Annotated in this window: 15 protein-coding genes; 12 read left to right on the forward strand and 3 right to left on the reverse strand. The window is 67.5% G+C overall.

The genetic code is table 11. The features are described 5' to 3' along the window. Positions 1-31 precede the first annotated feature (31 nt). The 10 genes from AC1M14_RS23285 to AC1M14_RS23330 all read left to right on the forward strand — a co-directional run bounded on the left by AC1M14_RS23285 (position 32) and on the right by AC1M14_RS23330 (position 9,021). Positions 32-1,759 carry a proline--tRNA ligase gene (locus AC1M14_RS23285; RefSeq protein ID WP_102775860.1) on the forward strand — a complete coding sequence of 576 codons (1,728 nt, stop codon included), beginning with the start codon at positions 32-34 and terminating at the stop codon, positions 1,757-1,759. Between the two features lie 54 nt (positions 1,760-1,813). Then, entirely contained in the window at positions 1,814-2,236 is a 423-nt protein-coding gene (gene ybgC / locus AC1M14_RS23290) for a tol-pal system-associated acyl-CoA thioesterase (protein WP_102775859.1), read from the forward strand. Positions 2,237-2,238: 2 nt separating this feature from the next. After that, positions 2,239-2,919, forward strand: a complete 681-nt coding sequence (gene tolQ / locus AC1M14_RS23295) for a protein TolQ (protein WP_102775858.1) — start codon at positions 2,239-2,241, stop codon at positions 2,917-2,919. Further along, on the forward strand, positions 2,919-3,377 hold the full coding sequence (locus AC1M14_RS23300) for an ExbD/TolR family protein (protein WP_111826710.1): 459 nt from the start codon (positions 2,919-2,921) through the stop codon (positions 3,375-3,377). The genes tolQ and AC1M14_RS23300 overlap by 1 nt, the downstream gene beginning before the upstream one ends. A 39-nt stretch (positions 3,378-3,416) precedes the next feature. Continuing rightward, a complete protein-coding gene (tolA, locus tag AC1M14_RS23305; RefSeq protein ID WP_102775856.1) occupies positions 3,417-4,559 on the forward strand; it encodes a cell envelope integrity protein TolA in 1,143 nt (380 codons plus the stop codon). A 16-nt stretch (positions 4,560-4,575) separates the two neighbouring features. Continuing rightward, entirely contained in the window at positions 4,576-5,898 is a 1,323-nt protein-coding gene (gene tolB, locus AC1M14_RS23310) for a Tol-Pal system beta propeller repeat protein TolB (protein WP_102775855.1), read from the forward strand. Positions 5,899-5,929: 31 nt separating this feature from the next. Next, entirely contained in the window at positions 5,930-6,433 is a 504-nt protein-coding gene (gene pal, locus AC1M14_RS23315) for a peptidoglycan-associated lipoprotein Pal (protein ID WP_102775854.1), read from the forward strand. Positions 6,434-6,518: 85 nt separating this feature from the next. After that, entirely contained in the window at positions 6,519-7,208 is a 690-nt protein-coding gene (ybgF, locus tag AC1M14_RS23320) for a tol-pal system protein YbgF (RefSeq protein ID WP_102775853.1), read from the forward strand. Beyond that, on the forward strand, positions 7,208-8,236 hold the full coding sequence (locus tag AC1M14_RS23325) for a FecCD family ABC transporter permease (RefSeq protein WP_479730536.1): 1,029 nt from the start codon (positions 7,208-7,210) through the stop codon (positions 8,234-8,236). Before ybgF ends, AC1M14_RS23325 begins: the two co-directional genes overlap by 1 nt. Further along, positions 8,233-9,021 (forward strand): ABC transporter ATP-binding protein, encoded by a 789-nt coding sequence (locus AC1M14_RS23330; RefSeq protein ID WP_102775851.1) that lies wholly within the window; start codon positions 8,233-8,235, stop codon positions 9,019-9,021. Before AC1M14_RS23325 ends, AC1M14_RS23330 begins: the two co-directional genes overlap by 4 nt. A gap of 7 nt (positions 9,022-9,028) precedes the next feature. Here AC1M14_RS23330 and AC1M14_RS23335 read toward each other — a convergent pair whose 3' ends face one another. After that, a complete protein-coding gene (locus tag AC1M14_RS23335) occupies positions 9,029-9,526 on the reverse strand; it encodes a YbaK/EbsC family protein (RefSeq protein WP_102775850.1) in 498 nt (165 codons plus the stop codon). A 129-nt stretch (positions 9,527-9,655) separates the two neighbouring features. On the opposite strand from AC1M14_RS23335, the gene AC1M14_RS23340 reads away from it, so the two are divergent. Next, positions 9,656-10,465 carry an alpha/beta fold hydrolase gene (locus AC1M14_RS23340; protein WP_209165644.1) on the forward strand — a complete coding sequence of 270 codons (810 nt, stop codon included), beginning with the start codon at positions 9,656-9,658 and terminating at the stop codon, positions 10,463-10,465. On the opposite strand, the gene AC1M14_RS23345 is transcribed toward AC1M14_RS23340, so the two are convergent. Then, positions 10,466-10,927, reverse strand: a complete 462-nt coding sequence (locus tag AC1M14_RS23345; RefSeq protein WP_247747728.1) for an Lrp/AsnC family transcriptional regulator — start codon at positions 10,925-10,927, stop codon at positions 10,466-10,468. Positions 10,928-11,180: 253 nt separating this feature from the next. On the opposite strand from AC1M14_RS23345, the gene AC1M14_RS23350 reads away from it, so the two are divergent. Further along, positions 11,181-12,140, forward strand: a complete 960-nt coding sequence (locus tag AC1M14_RS23350) for a DMT family transporter (RefSeq protein ID WP_246842528.1) — start codon at positions 11,181-11,183, stop codon at positions 12,138-12,140. A 6-nt stretch (positions 12,141-12,146) separates the two neighbouring features. On the opposite strand, the gene fusA is transcribed toward AC1M14_RS23350, so the two are convergent. Further along, positions 12,147-14,258, reverse strand: a complete 2,112-nt coding sequence (gene fusA / locus AC1M14_RS23355; RefSeq protein ID WP_479730537.1) for an elongation factor G — start codon at positions 14,256-14,258, stop codon at positions 12,147-12,149. Positions 14,259-14,480 lie beyond the last annotated feature (222 nt).

Consider the following 14,480-nt stretch of genomic DNA (forward strand, 5'->3'; position numbering starts at 1 on the left):
CGATTATACGTATCTGCTGCCACCTTTAAACATGCGCGCATCCAACTACCACATCAACACCCTCAAAGAAGCCCCTTCGGAAGCCGAAGTCGCCAGCCACCAACTGATGACCCGGGCCGGCATGATCCGCAAGCTCGCGGGCGGCATCTACACCTACATGCCCCTGGGGCTGAAGATCATCCGCAAGGTCGAGGCCATCGTCCGCGAGGAAATGAACGCCGCGGGCGCCATCGAGCTGCTGATGCCGGTGGTCCAGCCCGCCGAGCTCTGGCAGGAGTCGGGCCGCTGGGAGCAGTACGGCGCGGAACTGCTGCGCATCAAGGACCGGCACCAGCGCGATTTCGTGCTGCAGCCCACGTCCGAAGAGGTGATCACGGATATCGCGCGCAACGAGATCCACAGCTACCGCCAGCTGCCGCTGAACTTCTATCACATCCAAACCAAGTTCCGCGACGAGCGCCGTCCGCGCTTCGGCCTGATGCGCGGCCGCGAATTCACCATGAAGGACGCCTACTCGTTCGACCGCGACGAGGCCGGCGCCCAGCGCAGCTACGACATCATGTTCAACGCCTACATGCGCATCTTCGGCCGACTGGGCCTGGAATTCCGCGCGGTGGCGGCCGACACGGGCTCGATCGGCGGTTCGCGCAGCCATGAATTCCAGGTCATCGCCGAAACCGGCGAGGACCTGCTGGTCTACAACGCCGAGTCCGACTACGCCGCCAATATCGAGCTGGCCGAGGCGCCCGCGCTGTACGCCACGCGCGCCGAGCCGGCCGAGGCCATGGCCGAAGTGCCCACCCCGGGCGCGGCCAAGTGCGAAGACGTCGCCCGCCTGCTGGACATGCCGCTGGAGCGCACGATCAAGTCCATCGTGCTGGCCACCGACGGCGAAAAAGGCGCCGACATCTGGCTGCTGCTGCTGCGCGGCGACCATGAGCTCAACGAGATCAAGGCCGGCAAGCTGCCGGGCCTGGCGGGCTTCCGCTTCGCCACGGAAAGCGAGATCGTCGAGGCTTTCGGCTGCAAGCCCGGCTACCTGGGCCCGGTCAAGACCGCGCGCCCGGTGCACGTCGTCGCCGATCGCACCGTGGCCAACATGGCCGACTTCGTCTGCGGCGCGAACAAGGAAGATTTCCACATCCGCGGCGTGAACTGGGGCCGCGACCTGCCCGAGCCCGAGCTGGTCGCCGACCTGCGCAACGTCGTCGCCGGCGATCCTTCGCCCGACGGCAAGGGCACGCTGTCGATCCAGCGCGGCATCGAAGTGGGCCACGTTTTCTACCTGGGCAAGAAGTACTCCGAAGCGCTCAAGGCCACCTTCCTGGACGAGACCGGCAAGCCGGCGGTGCTGGAGATGGGCTGCTACGGCATCGGCGTCACCCGCATCGTGGGCGCGGCCATCGAACAGAACCACGACGCCCGCGGCATCATCTGGCCGCGCGCGATCGCGCCCTTCGAAGTCGTGATCTGCCCGGTGGGCTGGGGCAAAAGTGAAACCGTGCGTGACACCGCCCAGAAGCTCTATGAATCGCTGCTGGCGCGCGGCGTGGACGTCATCCTGGACGACCGCGACGCCCGCCCCGGCGTGATGTTCGCCGAATGGGAATTGATCGGCGCGCCGCTGCGTGTAACAGTTGGAGAACGCGGCCTGAACGATGGTGTGTTGGAATTGCAGGCCCGTCGGGAAACCGAAGCCGCCAAGATTCCGGTAGAGTCCGCGCTCGAGGCCGTGCTGAGCAAACTCGACACCCTTTAACCTTATAGTAACTACGGGCTTATCGGCCCCGTCCGACATCTGCCTATCCGTACCGTGACCGCCCCGAAGTTCCCCGAATCCATCCTGCAGGTCCGTGTCTACTACGAAGACACGGACGCGGGCGGGGTGGTTTTCTATGCCAACTACCTGAAATTCCTGGAGCGCGCACGCACCGAGTGGCTGCGCGACCTGGGAGTCAACCAGTCCGCCCTGGCGGCCAGCGAGCAACGGCTTTTCGTCGTCCACTCCCTGGACATGTCCTACCGCAAACCGGCCAGGCTGGACGACCTGCTTACCATACGCAGCCGGATCACACGACTGGGCCGCGCTTCGATACACTTCGCGCAGCGCGCCGAGCGTGACGGGGAACTGCTTGCCGAAGGCAATATCCAAGTCTGCTGCGTCGATGCCATCCACATGCGGCCGGCGGAACTGCCGGCCGACGTTCGCGCCAAACTGAAATTCATTCAGGAATAACCATGCAAGTCACCAACGACATGTCGTTGCTTACCCTGATCACCGACGCCAGCGTGCCGGTCCAGCTGATCATGCTGTTGCTGCTGGGCATTTCGATCATGTCCTGGACCTACATCTTCGCCAAGCGCCTGGCCATCAAGCGCGCCCATGCGCAGACCCGCCGTTTCGAAGACGATTTCTGGTCCGGCGGCGACCTGTCCATGCTGCAGCAGGCCGTGGCCTCGCGCCGCGACGAACAGGGCGCGCTGGCCCGCATCTTCGATGCCGGCATGACCGAATTCCTGAAGGCCCGCCGCGGCAACGCCACGGGCGACGCCATCGCCCTGCTCGACGGCCCGCGCCGCGCCATGCGCGCGGCCTACCAGCGCGAAATGGACTCGCTGGAATCGCATCTCAACTTCCTGGCCTCGGCCGGCTCGGTTTCGCCGTACATCGGCCTGCTGGGCACGGTCTGGGGCATCATGCACGCCTTCATCGGCCTGTCGAACATGCAGCAGGCCACGCTGGCCTCGGTGGCCCCCGGCATCGCGGAAGCCCTGATCGCGACCGCCATCGGCCTGTTCGCCGCCATTCCGGCCGTGGTCGCCTACAACCGCTTCACCAACGACATCGACCGCATCTCGATCCGCTTCGACAGCTTCGTCGATGAATTCCTGAACATTCTGCAACGGCAGGTACGCTAATGCCCTCGGTAAGCTCGCGCGGCCGGGCCGGCCGCCGCATGAAGGCCGACATCAACGTCGTGCCCTACATCGACGTCATGCTGGTGCTGCTGGTCATCTTCATGGTGACCGCGCCCCTCATCACGCCCGGCCTGATCCAGTTGCCCTCGGTCGGCGCCGCCTCCGAGGTGCCGGTCAAGCCGCTGGAAGTCCAGATTTCGGAAGACGGCAAGCTCGCCCTGCGCATGCGCGAACCCGGCGCGACGCCGCAGGACATCGCGCGTCCCGAACTGGTGGCGCAAGTGCGCTCGCGCATTACGGCTGAAACCCCGGTGGTCATCGCCGCCGACGGCAAGGTGCCGTACGAGACGGTAGTGAAGGTCATGGATGAATTGCGCACCAACGGCATCACCCGCCTGGGTCTGCTGGTGGACCAATCCGCCGGCCAGAACCAGCCCGCCCCCGCGAAGAAACGCTAACGCGACGCCTTCGGCCGGCGCCGAAGGCATGCAACGCCCATGACGCCACCCATTATCCGACACCGCAGCGGCCCCCCGGCCCCCCCGCCCCATCACGACAACCGCAAGGCATTGCTGCTGGCCGTGGCGGTGCACGTGCTGCTGCTGATCGTGCTGATCTTCGGCGTGAGCTGGCGCTCGGAGAACCCCGGCCCCGTGCAGGTGGAACTCTGGGCCGACGGCAATTCGCCCGACTCGCCGCCGCCCACGCCCGAACCCGAACCGACCAAGCCCGAACCCAAGCCGCAGCCCAAGCCCGAGCCTGAAGAAGCGCCCGAGCCGCCGCCTCCGCCGCCCCCGCCGCCTCCGCCCGAGCCGGAACCCCAGGTTCAGCCCAAGACCGAGGAGGTCGACCCCGAAATCGCGCTCCAGGAAGCCAAGAAGAAGCGCGAGGAAGAGGAAAAGGCGCGCCAGGCCGCCGAAGCCGCCAAGGAAAAGGCGCGCCTCGAGGAAGAGCGCAAGCAGGCCGAACTGAAAGAGAAGAAGCGCCTGGAGCAGGAACGCCAGGCCGCCGAGAAGGCTGCCGCCGAAAAAGCCGCGGCCGAGAAGGCCGCCGCCGAGAAAAAGGCCAAGGAAGAAGCCGCCAAGAAGGCCGCCGCCGAAAAGGCTGCTGCCGAGAAGGCGGCTGCCGAAAAGAAGGCGGCCGAGGAAAAAGCGGCCGCCGAGAAGAAGGCTGCCGCCGAAAAGGCTGCTGCCGAAAAGGCCGCAGCCGAGAAAAAGGCCGCCGCCGAGAAGAAGGCCAAGGAAGAAGCCGCCAAGAAGGCGGCCGCCGACAAGGCCCTCCGCGAGGCGTTCCGCAACGACGCCCTGGGCGCCGCCGGCATCCCCGGCGGCACGGCCGACCGCAACCAGGCAGGCGGCGGGCGCGACAGCGGCTACGGCGCCAAGGTGCGCGCCTGCGTGCAGCCCGGGGTGGCCTATCCGCCCCCGCCGCGCAGCGGATCGGAAAATCCCACGGCACAATACCGGGTACAGTTAGGTTCCGACGGGAAGGTCAACGGCGTAACGTTGACCCGGTCTTCGGGCATTGCAGGCTTCGACCGCGCGGTCGAAACCGGCATCCGCCGTTGCAACCCCTTCCCCAAGCCTTCCACGGGCCGCTACGAACCCATTATTGACGTTGTGTACAGAATGTATGATTGACAGGAGATTGACGAATATGACTCCCGCTTATAGCCGACGAGTACCCCAGCTCGCTCTCTGGCGATCGTATGGACTCGGGCTGCTGATGCTGGCGCTGGCCTGCCTGATGGCCATGCGACCCGCCCAGGCCCAGTTGCGCGTCGATATCTCGGGGACCGGCGCCACCCAGTACCCCGTGGCCATCGCCGATTTCGCCGTCGACGACACCCACGGACGCGCGCTGGCCGAAGTCATCCGCGCCGACCTGACCCGCACCGGCCAGTTCCGCCTCATCAACGCCGCCGGTTCCGGCCTGAACGTCGACTCCCCCATCTCGCACGACGACTGGCGCGCCAAGGGCGCCGACTTCATCGCCTACGGCAGCATCTCGCGCGGGGCCGACGGCCGCTACGACGTCCGCTACCGCCTGGCCGACACGGTCAAGAAGGGCCAGCTCGACGGTGTCGCGTTCTCGGGCACCGAGCAGGAACTGCGCCGCGTCGCCCACCAGATCGCCGACCGCATTTACGAGAAGATCACCGGCGTTCGCGGCGTGTTCTCGACCCGTATCGCCTACGTGCTGAAGAAGGGCACCACCTACGAACTGCAGGTGGCCGATGCCGACGGCCAGAACCCGCAGGTGGCCCTGCGCTCGCGCGAGCCCATCATCTCGCCGTCCTGGTCGCCCGATGGCTCCAAGCTGGCCTACGTGAGCTTCGAATCCGGCAAACCTGTCGTGTACGTGCACAATCTGGCTTCCAGCGCGCGCGTTCCCGTCGCCAACTTCAAAGGTAACAATAGTGCACCCGGCTGGTCGCCCGACGGCTCCAAGCTCGCGGTGGCTCTGACCCGCGATGGTTTGTCGCAAATTTACATCGTTAATGCGTCCGACGGCTCCAATCCGACCCGTGTGACGCGTTCTCCCGGCATCGACACCGAACCGCGCTTTACGCCGGACGGGGCATCCATTATCTTTACGAGTGACCGCAGCGGCGGGCCGCAGATCTACCAGACCGGCTCGAGTGGCGGCGAAGCCCGCCGCCTCACGTTTAATGGTGGTTACAACATCTCACCCCGAATTTCCCCCGACGGATCGACGCTGCTGTACGTTGCGAAACGCGACGGCGCGTTTCGTATCGCGTCGTTGAACCTGTCCTCAGGTGCCGAGACTTTGCTGACCGATGGTCGTGACGATCAGTCCCCTAGCTTCGCGCCTAATGGAATGCAAGTGCTTTACGCCGCCGTCCAAAACGGTCGTAGCGTGCTTGCAGGTGTCTCGAGCGATGGCCGCGTACGGCAGACGCTATCGGTACTGAACGGGGAAATACGTGAACCGACTTGGGGCCCATTTACCCGATAACACGTGTGACTCTCTTTGCAAAGGAACTATCATGAAGTCGCGCATTGCCAAAAGCCTAACCATCGCCGCTCTGGCTGCCGCCCTGGCAGCCTGCAGCTCCGTCCCTCTCGACGATAAAGCGGGTCAGGGCGGAGGCGCTGGCCAAGGATCGTCGTCGAGCTCCGGCGAAATCCTTGATCCCTTCAACCCCCAAAGCATCCTGGCGCAACAGCGCTCGGTGTACTTTGACTTCGACAGCTACACGGTGTCGGACCAGTACCGCGGTTTGGTCGAAACCCACGCGAAGTACCTGGCCTCGCACCCGCAGCAAAACATCAAGATCGAAGGCAACACCGACGAACGCGGCGGTTCCGAGTACAACCTGGCCCTGGGCCAGCGCCGTGCCGACGCCGTGCGCCGCATGATGACCCTGCTGGGCGTCAGCGACAACCAGATCGAAACCATCAGCTTCGGTAAGGAAAAGCCGAAGGCGACCGGTACGTCGGAAGCCGATTTTGCGGAAAACCGCCGTGCCGATATCGTCTATCGCCGCTAAACTTTCCGTATAGTCGAGTGTCCTACCACGCGTCGGGACGGTCAGCCGGCCGTCCCGACGTTTGTTTTTATACCCGGGAATTTTCATGCGCGATAACGTTCTGTCCCTGCGTCCCCTTATTGTGGCCACCGGCCTGGTGCTTGCCGCCCTGACGGCGCCGGCCCACGCTTTTTCCGACGATGAGGCCCGTCGGGCCATCCTGGATCTGCGCAAGCAGGTTCAGCAGCAGAACGAGCAGAACCAGCGCGCCAAGCTGCAGCTTGCCGACCAGATCCAGTCCCTGCAGCAGGAAATCGCCCAACTGCGCGACCAGCTCGAACTGGTGTCGCGCCAGCAGCCCAGCGCGCGCCCGGGCGGCGCCGCCGGCAGCACCAACCCGCCGGGCGCCAATGCCGGCGACCCGCAGGAACAGGCCGCCTATGACGGCGCCATCGACCTCTTCCGCAAGGGCCAGTACAAGGACGCCTCCGAGTCGTTCGCCGCGTTCACCGCGCTCTACCCCTCCAGCCAGCTCGCGCCCAGCGCCCAGTTCTACCTGGGCAGCAGCCGCTACGCGCTGAAGGACTTCAAGGGCGCCATCGAACAGCTCAACGCCATGGTCGAAAAATCCCCCGACAACGCGCGCGCCCCCGATGCGCTGCTGGTCATCGCCGGCAGCCAGATCGAGCTGAACAACCGCGCCGGCGCCAAGACGACGCTGCAGCGCATCGTGCGCGACTACCCCACCACGCCGGCCGCCGGCACCGCCAAGAGCCGCCTGCAGCTGCTCCAGTAATGGCGGTTGCCGCCTACCGGCATATCCTGCGCCGCCGCGCGGGGCTGATCGCCCTGCTGCTGGCGGCGATTTTCATGGCGCTGCTGGCCGATTTCACCTTGGGCCCTTCCGGCCTGCCGTGGCGCGACCTGTGGCAGACGCTGACCGCGCCCGCCGCCGCCGATCCCACCGCCCGCGTCATCGTCTGGGACATCCGCCTGCCCTCGGCCCTGCTGGCCGCCCTGGTGGGCATGGCGCTGGGCCTGGCGGGCGCCGAGATGCAGACCATCCTGAACAATCCGCTGGCCAGCCCGTTCACGCTGGGCGTGTCCTCGGCCGCCGCCTTCGGGGCCTCGCTGGCCATCGTGCTGCAGCTGGGCGTGCCGGGCATCCCCGACGGCTGGCTGGTGGCCGGCAACGCGTTTCTGTTCGCGCTGCTGGCCGCGCTGCTGCTGGACGCGGTGACCCGTTGGGGCGGCATGAATACGTCGACCGTGGTGCTGTTCGGCATCGCCATGCTGTTCACCTTCAACGCGCTGGTTTCGCTGGTGCAGTTCATGGCCAGCGCCGAAGCCCTGCAGAACCTGGTGTTCTGGACCCTGGGCAGCCTGGCGCGCCCGGGCTGGGCCGCGGTGGCCGTGCTGGCGGCCGCCGTTGCGCTGGCCCTGCCGCTGGCCATGCGCCAGTCCTGGAAGCTGACCGCCTTGCGGCTGGGCGAAGACCGCGCCGCCAGCTTCGGCGTGGACGTGCGCCGCGTGCGCGTCGCGGCGCTGGCGCGCGTCAGCCTGCTGTCGTCGCTGGCCGTCGCCTTCGTCGGCACGATAGGCTTCATCGGGCTGGTGGCGCCCCATATCGCGCGCCGGCTGTTCGGCGAGGATCACCGCTATTACCTGCCCGGCAGCGCGCTGGTGGGCGCGGTGATCCTGTCGCTGGCCTCGATCGCGTCCAAGAACCTCGTGCCCGGCGTGATCGTGCCGGTGGGCATCGTGACCGCGCTGGTCGGCATCCCCTTCTTCGTGGCGGTGGTCCTGCGCCGGCAACTGCCATGAGCCCGCAACTCGCCATCGAAGGGCTCTGCGCCGGCTACGGGCGCGGCGACGTGCTGCACGGGCTGGGCCTGCCGGCGCTGGCCGCCGGCGAAGTCACCGCCCTGCTCGGCCCCAACGGCAGCGGCAAGTCCACGCTGCTCAAGGCGCTGGCCGGCCTGGTCCGGACCCGCGCCGGCAGCGCCCGGCTGGGCGAACAGGACCTGATCCGGCTGAACTTCGGCGAACGCGCGCGCCACGTGGTCTATCTGCCGCAGAGCCTGCCCGCTGCGGTGCACCTGCGGGTGCTGGAATCGGTGCTGGTGGCGGCGCGGGCCAGCGGCGGCGACGCCGCGGCGGCCGATGCCCGCAGCGTCGAGCGGCTGCTCGAACGGCTGGGCATCGCCCATCTGGCGCTGCACTACCTGGATGCGCTGTCCGGCGGGCAGAAGCAGCTGGTCGGCCTGGCGCAGGCGCTGGTGCGCCATCCGCGCGTGCTGCTGCTGGACGAACCGCTGTCGGCGCTGGACCTGAACTACCAGTTCCACGTGATGCGCCTGCTCAGGCAGGAAACGCGCGAGCACGGCCTCATCAGCCTGATCGTGCTGCACGACCTGAACGCGGCCCTGCAGCACGCGGACCGCGCGGTCATGATCCACGGCGGACGGCTGCACGCGGCGGGCGCCCCCGCCGAAGTCATCACGCCGGCCTCGCTGGCGGCGGTGTATGGGGTGCAGGGGCGCGTCGAAACCTGCTCGCGCGGCTTGCGGCAGGTGCTGATAGACGGGCTGGAGGCGCGCCCGCGCTAAGGACGGCTCAGGCGCGCTGCGCCACGTCGGCGACCGGCGCGCCGGTCATGTCCGCCAATTGCCGCGGCGTCAGATTGAACACGGCATGAGGATGGCCGGCGGCGGCCCACAGGCTTTCGTAGTTGAACAGGTCCGCGTCCAGCAGCATCACCGGCTTGACCGTGTGGCCGATGGGGCAGACGCCGCCGATGGCATAGCCGGTCATGTCGCGCACGAACTTGGCGTCGGCCTTGGCCAGTTCGCCGACCTGCGCGGCCACCTTGGCCTCGTCGACCCGGTTCACGCCGCTGGCGATCACCAGCACCGGCGCATCGTCGGCGGCGCGGCGGAAGATGATGGACTTGGCGATCTGCGCCACTTCGCAGCCCAGCCCGGCCGCTGCTTCGGCCGAGGTCTTGCCGGTCTGCGGCAGCACCACGACGGGCTTGTCGTGCCCCAGGTCCAGCAGCAGCTGGGCGACGCGGCGAGCGGATTCGGGCAGGGCGGCGAGGGACTCGGGGGACATCGTGGCGGGCTCCGTTTCAGGCGATGCCGGCGCTGGGATAGGCCGGCGCAACGGAAAACGAGTTTATCAGCGCCGGCCCGCGATGGCTGGGGAGCTAGAATGCGCACCTGGCTTTTGCACAAGACTCCCATGCGTTCCGAACCCGTCCTGCCCCTGCAAACCGCGCCGATCGGCGGCTATGCCATGTCCTACACCGAGTATGGCAGCGGCGCGCCGCTGGTGCTGGTGCATGGCTCCCTGTCCGACAGCCGCTACTGGAAGTCGCAGATGGCGCCGCTGGGGCGGTCGTTCCGCGTGCTGGCGGTATGCCTGCGCCGCTACTGGCCGGAAGCCTGGGACGGCGCGGGCGACGGCTTTTCGATCGAGCAGCACGCCAGCGACGTGCTGGAATTCATCGACGCCGTGGCCGGCGGCCCGGCCCATCTGGTGGGCCATTCCCGCGGCGGGCGCGTGGCGCTGGAAGCGGCGCTGCGCCGTCCCGACGCGCTGCGCAGCCTGACCCTGGCCGATCCCGGCCTGCCGCTGCCCGGCGCGGACGACCACCGCGGCGGTTTCCGGCTGCGGGCGCTGGAGCTCATCCGCGCCGGCGAAACCGAAGCCGGCCTGGCGCTGTTCGTCGATACCGTGACCGGCCCCAACACCTGGCAGCGCATGGTGCCCTGGTTCAAGGAGATGGTGCGCGACAACGTCGGCACGCTGTTCGGCCAGGCGCGCGAGACGCCCGCCGCGCTGACGCCGCAGCAGATCGGCTCCCTGAAAATGCCCACGCTGCTGATCGGCGGCGCGTTGAGCCCCGCCCCCTACCCCGCCGTGCTCGACGCGCTGGCGCAATGGCTGCCGCACGCGCACCGGGTGACCATCGCCGGCTCCTCGCACGGCATGAACCTGGGCAATCCGCGCGCCTTCAACGGCGCCATCGAGGAATTCATCGGCGGCTGATCAGGGCTCGACCGAAGGCGTGTGCTTGAGCCGCCGCAGCACGAAGGTGGAGCGGCTGTGGCGCACGCCGCGCAGCTTGTACAGGCGCTTGCGCAGAAAGGACTCGTAGCCCTCGGTGCCCGCCACCGCCACCTTGATCAGGTAGTCGTACTCGCCGGTCACGAGAAAGGCCTCGACCACTTCCGGCAGGCGCGTGATTTCCTCGCCGAAGCGCGCCAGCGTGTCGTCGTCGTGGTGCTCCAGCGTGACCTCGATCATGACGGTATCGGGCAGGCCCAGCGCCTTCTGGTTCAACAGCGCGGCGTAGCCCTCGATCACCCCGGCCTCTTCCAGCGCCTTCACGCGGTTCCAGCACGGCGTGGGCGACAGCCCCACCTGCTCGGCCAGCTTCAGGTTGGTGAGCCGCCCGTCGGCGCGCAGCGCGCGCAGGATCTTGCGGTCGGTTTCGTCGATTTTGGGCATGGCGGACACGATGGCAGGCGCTCCAGGAGAAAATCTCTCTGAATATCAATTCTAGAGGATAGATATTTTCCTATATCCGCCAATCAGGCGTGAATCAGGAAACCTATTTTTCGCTACCCGCCGTAGACTTTCCTGCAAGACGGCCGCCTACCCCGGCCGTCGGATTTCGGCGCGCTCGCTGCGGCACAACCCGGCGCGCGCGCCGGCAGTTCCAACGCATCATGCCGCGCGCCGATCCGCGCGGCGGGAAATCATGTCCTTCGCAGCAGCACCCGCAAGATCCGGCCTGGGCCTGTCCGGCACCGCCATGCTTCTTACCGCCCCGGCGCTATTCGCCTCCAACATGGTCGCGGCCCGCTGGGCCCACGACGCCAGCCTCCCCCCTGTGTTTCTCGCCTTCGGCCGCTGGCTGATCGCCCTGCTGATCCTGCTGCCGCTGGCCGCGCCGGCGCTGCGCGCGCACCGCCGCACGCTGCGCCGCAGCCTGCCGTCGCTGCTGCCGCTGGCGGTGCTGGGCATGGGCGTGGCGGTGGCGCCGCAGTACATCGGCGCCCAGACCACCAGCGCCACCAATATCGCGCTGATTTTCTCGTGCAGCCCCATTCTGGTGGCCCTGCTGGAAGCGGCGATCTGGCGCAAGCCTTTGTCTGCCCTGCGCGCCGCGGGCCTGGCGCTGGCGCTGGGCGGCGTGCTGACGGTGCTGTCGCGCGGCGATGCGCAGGCGCTGGCGCGCCTGGCTTTCGGCCAGGGCGACCTGTGGGTGCTGCTGGCGGCCACCGGCTGGGCGCTCTATACGGTGCTGCAGAAGCGGTTGAGCCTGCCGGCGGCGGTGCCCGACAGCGCGCGCCTGGCGACGCTGATGCTGGGTGGCGTGCTGGCGCTGGCGCCGTTCGCGGCGATCGAGGCGGCCAGCGGCGCCGTGCCGCCATGGACCGATCCGCGGCTGGCGGCGACGCTGCTGTTCCTGGCCGTGGTGCCCAGCCTGGGCGCCTACTACGTATACGGCCGGCTGATCAGCCAGGCCGGCCCGGCCACGGCCGGACTGGCCATGTTCCTGGTGCCGGTGTATGCGGCGCTGCTGGCCTGGCCGCTATTGGGCGAGGCGCCGCAGCTGTTCCACGCCTACGGCTTCGTGATGATTCTGTTCGGCGTGCGGCTGGCCTCGACGCGCCGGCGCGCGGCCGCGACGGGCGCGGCCGCCGCGGCGGCCTGAGCCGCCTCAGCGGCCCGTGCCCTGGGCCGCAATCACTTCCTGCGCCACCTGGCGCGGGGCCTCGGCGTAATGCTTGAACTCCATGGAGTAGGTCGCCCTGCCCTGGGTAAGCGAACGCAGCGAGGTCGAATAGCCGAACATCTCGGCCAGCGGCACTTCGGCGCGCACCAGCTTGCCGCCGCCGCCGGCGATGTCCTCCATGCCCTGGACCATGCCGCGGCGCGAGGACAGGTCGCCCATGACGTTGCCGGTGTAATCGTCGGGCGTTTCCACCTCGACCTGCATCATGGGTTCCAGCAGCACCGGGTCGGCCCGGCGCATGCCTTCCTTGAACGCCATCGAGCCGGCCATGCGGAACGCGTTCTCGTTCGAATCCACGTCGTGGTAGGAACCGAAGAACAGCGTCACCTTCACGTCCACCACGGGATAGCCGGCCAGCACGCCGGCGTTGAGCGCCTCGCGCACGCCCTTGTCCACCGCCGGGATGAACTCGCGCGGCACCACGCCGCCCTTGATCGCGTCGACGAACTCATAGCCCTTGCCGGGTTCCTGCGGTTCGAGCTTCAGCACCACGTGGCCGTACTGGCCGCGCCCGCCGGACTGCTTGACGAACTTGCCCTCGACCTCGGCACAGGTCTTGCGTATGGTTTCGCGGTAGGCCACCTGCGGCTTGCCCACCGTGGCCTCGACGCCGAACTCGCGCTTCATGCGGTCCACCAGGATTTCCAGGTGCAGCTCGCCCATACCCGAGATGATGGTCTGGCCCGATTCCTCGTCGGTGCGCACGCGGAAGGACGGGTCTTCCTGCGCCAGACGGCCCAGCGCGATGCCCATTTTTTCCTGGTCGGCCTTGGTCTTGGGCTCGACCGCCTGCGATATCACCGGCTCCGGGAAGACCATGCGTTCCAGAATGATGACGTGCGCCGGATCGGTGAGCGTGTCGCCGGTGGTGACGTCCTTGATCCCCACCGCCGCGGCGATGTCGCCGGCATAGACCTCGGTGATTTCGCGGCGCTCGTTGGCGTGCATCTGCAGGATGCGGCCCAGCCTTTCCTTTTTGCCCTTGACCGGGTTCAACACCGAGTCGCCCGACTTCACCACGCCCGAATACACGCGGAAGAACACCAGCTGGCCGACGAAGGGATCGGTCATGATCTTGAAGGCCAGGGCCGAGAACGGCTCGTTGTCGGCGGGATGGCGCTCGATCTCGCGGTCGCGCTCGTCATGGCCCTTGATGGCCGGCACGTCGACCGGCGACGGCAGGTAGTCGAGCACCGCGTCCAGCATGGCCTGCACGCCCTTGTTCTTGAACGCGCTGCCGCACAGCATGGGCACGATCTCGTTGGCCACCGTGCGCTGGCGCAGGCCCTGCTTGATCTCTTCCTCGGTCAGCGGCTCGCCCGCCAGGTATTTCTCCAGCAGCGCCTCGTTGGCTTCGGCGGCCTTCTCGACCATCTTGTCGTGCCATTCCCGGGCCTGCGCCTGCATCGCGGCCGGGATGTCCTGGTATTCGAAACGCACGCCCTGGCTGGCCTCGTCCCAGATGATGGCCTTCATCTTGACCAGGTCGATCACGCCCTCGAAATGGTCTTCGGCGCCCACCGGCAGCTGGATCGGCACGGCGTCGCCCTTGAGGCGCTCGGCGATCTGGCGCTGCACGCGCAGGAAGTCCGCGCCCACGCGGTCCATCTTGTTGACGAAGGCCAGCCGCGGCACCTTGTACTTGTTGGCCTGGCGCCAGACGGTCTCGGATTGCGGCTGCACGCCGCCGACCGCGTCATACACCATGACCGCGCCGTCCAGCACGCGCATGGAGCGCTCGACCTCGATGGTGAAGTCCACGTGGCCGGGCGTGTCGATGATGTTGATGCGGTGCTCGGGATAGTTGCCGGCCATGCCTTTCCAGAACGCGGTGGTGGCGGCCGAGGTGATCGTGATGCCGCGCTCCTGCTCCTGCTCCATCCAGTCCATCACCGCGGCGCCATCGTGCACCTCGCCGATCTTGTGGGTGATGCCGGTATAGAAGAGGATGCGCTCGGTGGTCGTCGTTTTGCCCGCGTCGATGTGGGCGCTGATGCCGATGTTGCGGTATAGCTCGATACGCGTCTTGCGAGTCATGGCCTCTTCCTTTGAAGTCGCCAGGCAAAGACGGCAGGCCCGACCGGGCCTTGCCGCGGCGGGCGCGAGGCCGCGTGAAGGACTTCGTAGTGGCGAGGCCGCGCCCGCGCTGATGCATGAATATTACGCCCGCCGCCGCAAGATACAAAGACGCGCGCGGCCCGCTTGCGCGCCGCGCCGGGCGCAAAAAAACCCCTCGCTGCGGAGGGGTTCGGGGCGACC

This window comes from Achromobacter sp. SX5, from assembly GCF_056711425.1.

Bases quoted from the DNA above. Each gene is read 5' to 3' on its own strand.
- AC1M14_RS23345 (WP_247747728.1), bottom strand. From the start codon at position 10,927: ATGCCCAAAATCGACGAAACCGACCGCAAGATCCTGCGCGCGCTGCGC.
- AC1M14_RS23340 (WP_209165644.1), top strand. From the start codon at position 9,656: ATGCGTTCCGAACCCGTCCTGCCCCTGCAAACCGCGCCGATCGGCGGC.
- AC1M14_RS23350 (WP_246842528.1), top strand. From the start codon at position 11,181: ATGTCCTTCGCAGCAGCACCCGCAAGATCCGGCCTGGGCCTGTCCGGC.
- AC1M14_RS23325 (WP_479730536.1), top strand. From the start codon at position 7,208: ATGGCGGTTGCCGCCTACCGGCATATCCTGCGCCGCCGCGCGGGGCTG.
- tolQ (WP_102775858.1), top strand. From the start codon at position 2,239: ATGCAAGTCACCAACGACATGTCGTTGCTTACCCTGATCACCGACGCC.
- pal (WP_102775854.1), top strand. From the start codon at position 5,930: ATGAAGTCGCGCATTGCCAAAAGCCTAACCATCGCCGCTCTGGCTGCC.
- fusA (WP_479730537.1), bottom strand. From the start codon at position 14,258: ATGACTCGCAAGACGCGTATCGAGCTATACCGCAACATCGGCATCAGC.
- AC1M14_RS23300 (WP_111826710.1), top strand. From the start codon at position 2,919: ATGCCCTCGGTAAGCTCGCGCGGCCGGGCCGGCCGCCGCATGAAGGCC.
- AC1M14_RS23285 (WP_102775860.1), top strand. From the start codon at position 32: ATGCGCGCATCCAACTACCACATCAACACCCTCAAAGAAGCCCCTTCG.
- ybgF (WP_102775853.1), top strand. From the start codon at position 6,519: ATGCGCGATAACGTTCTGTCCCTGCGTCCCCTTATTGTGGCCACCGGC.
- AC1M14_RS23330 (WP_102775851.1), top strand. From the start codon at position 8,233: ATGAGCCCGCAACTCGCCATCGAAGGGCTCTGCGCCGGCTACGGGCGC.
- tolA (WP_102775856.1), top strand. From the start codon at position 3,417: ATGACGCCACCCATTATCCGACACCGCAGCGGCCCCCCGGCCCCCCCG.
- tolB (WP_102775855.1), top strand. From the start codon at position 4,576: ATGACTCCCGCTTATAGCCGACGAGTACCCCAGCTCGCTCTCTGGCGA.
- AC1M14_RS23335 (WP_102775850.1), bottom strand. From the start codon at position 9,526: ATGTCCCCCGAGTCCCTCGCCGCCCTGCCCGAATCCGCTCGCCGCGTC.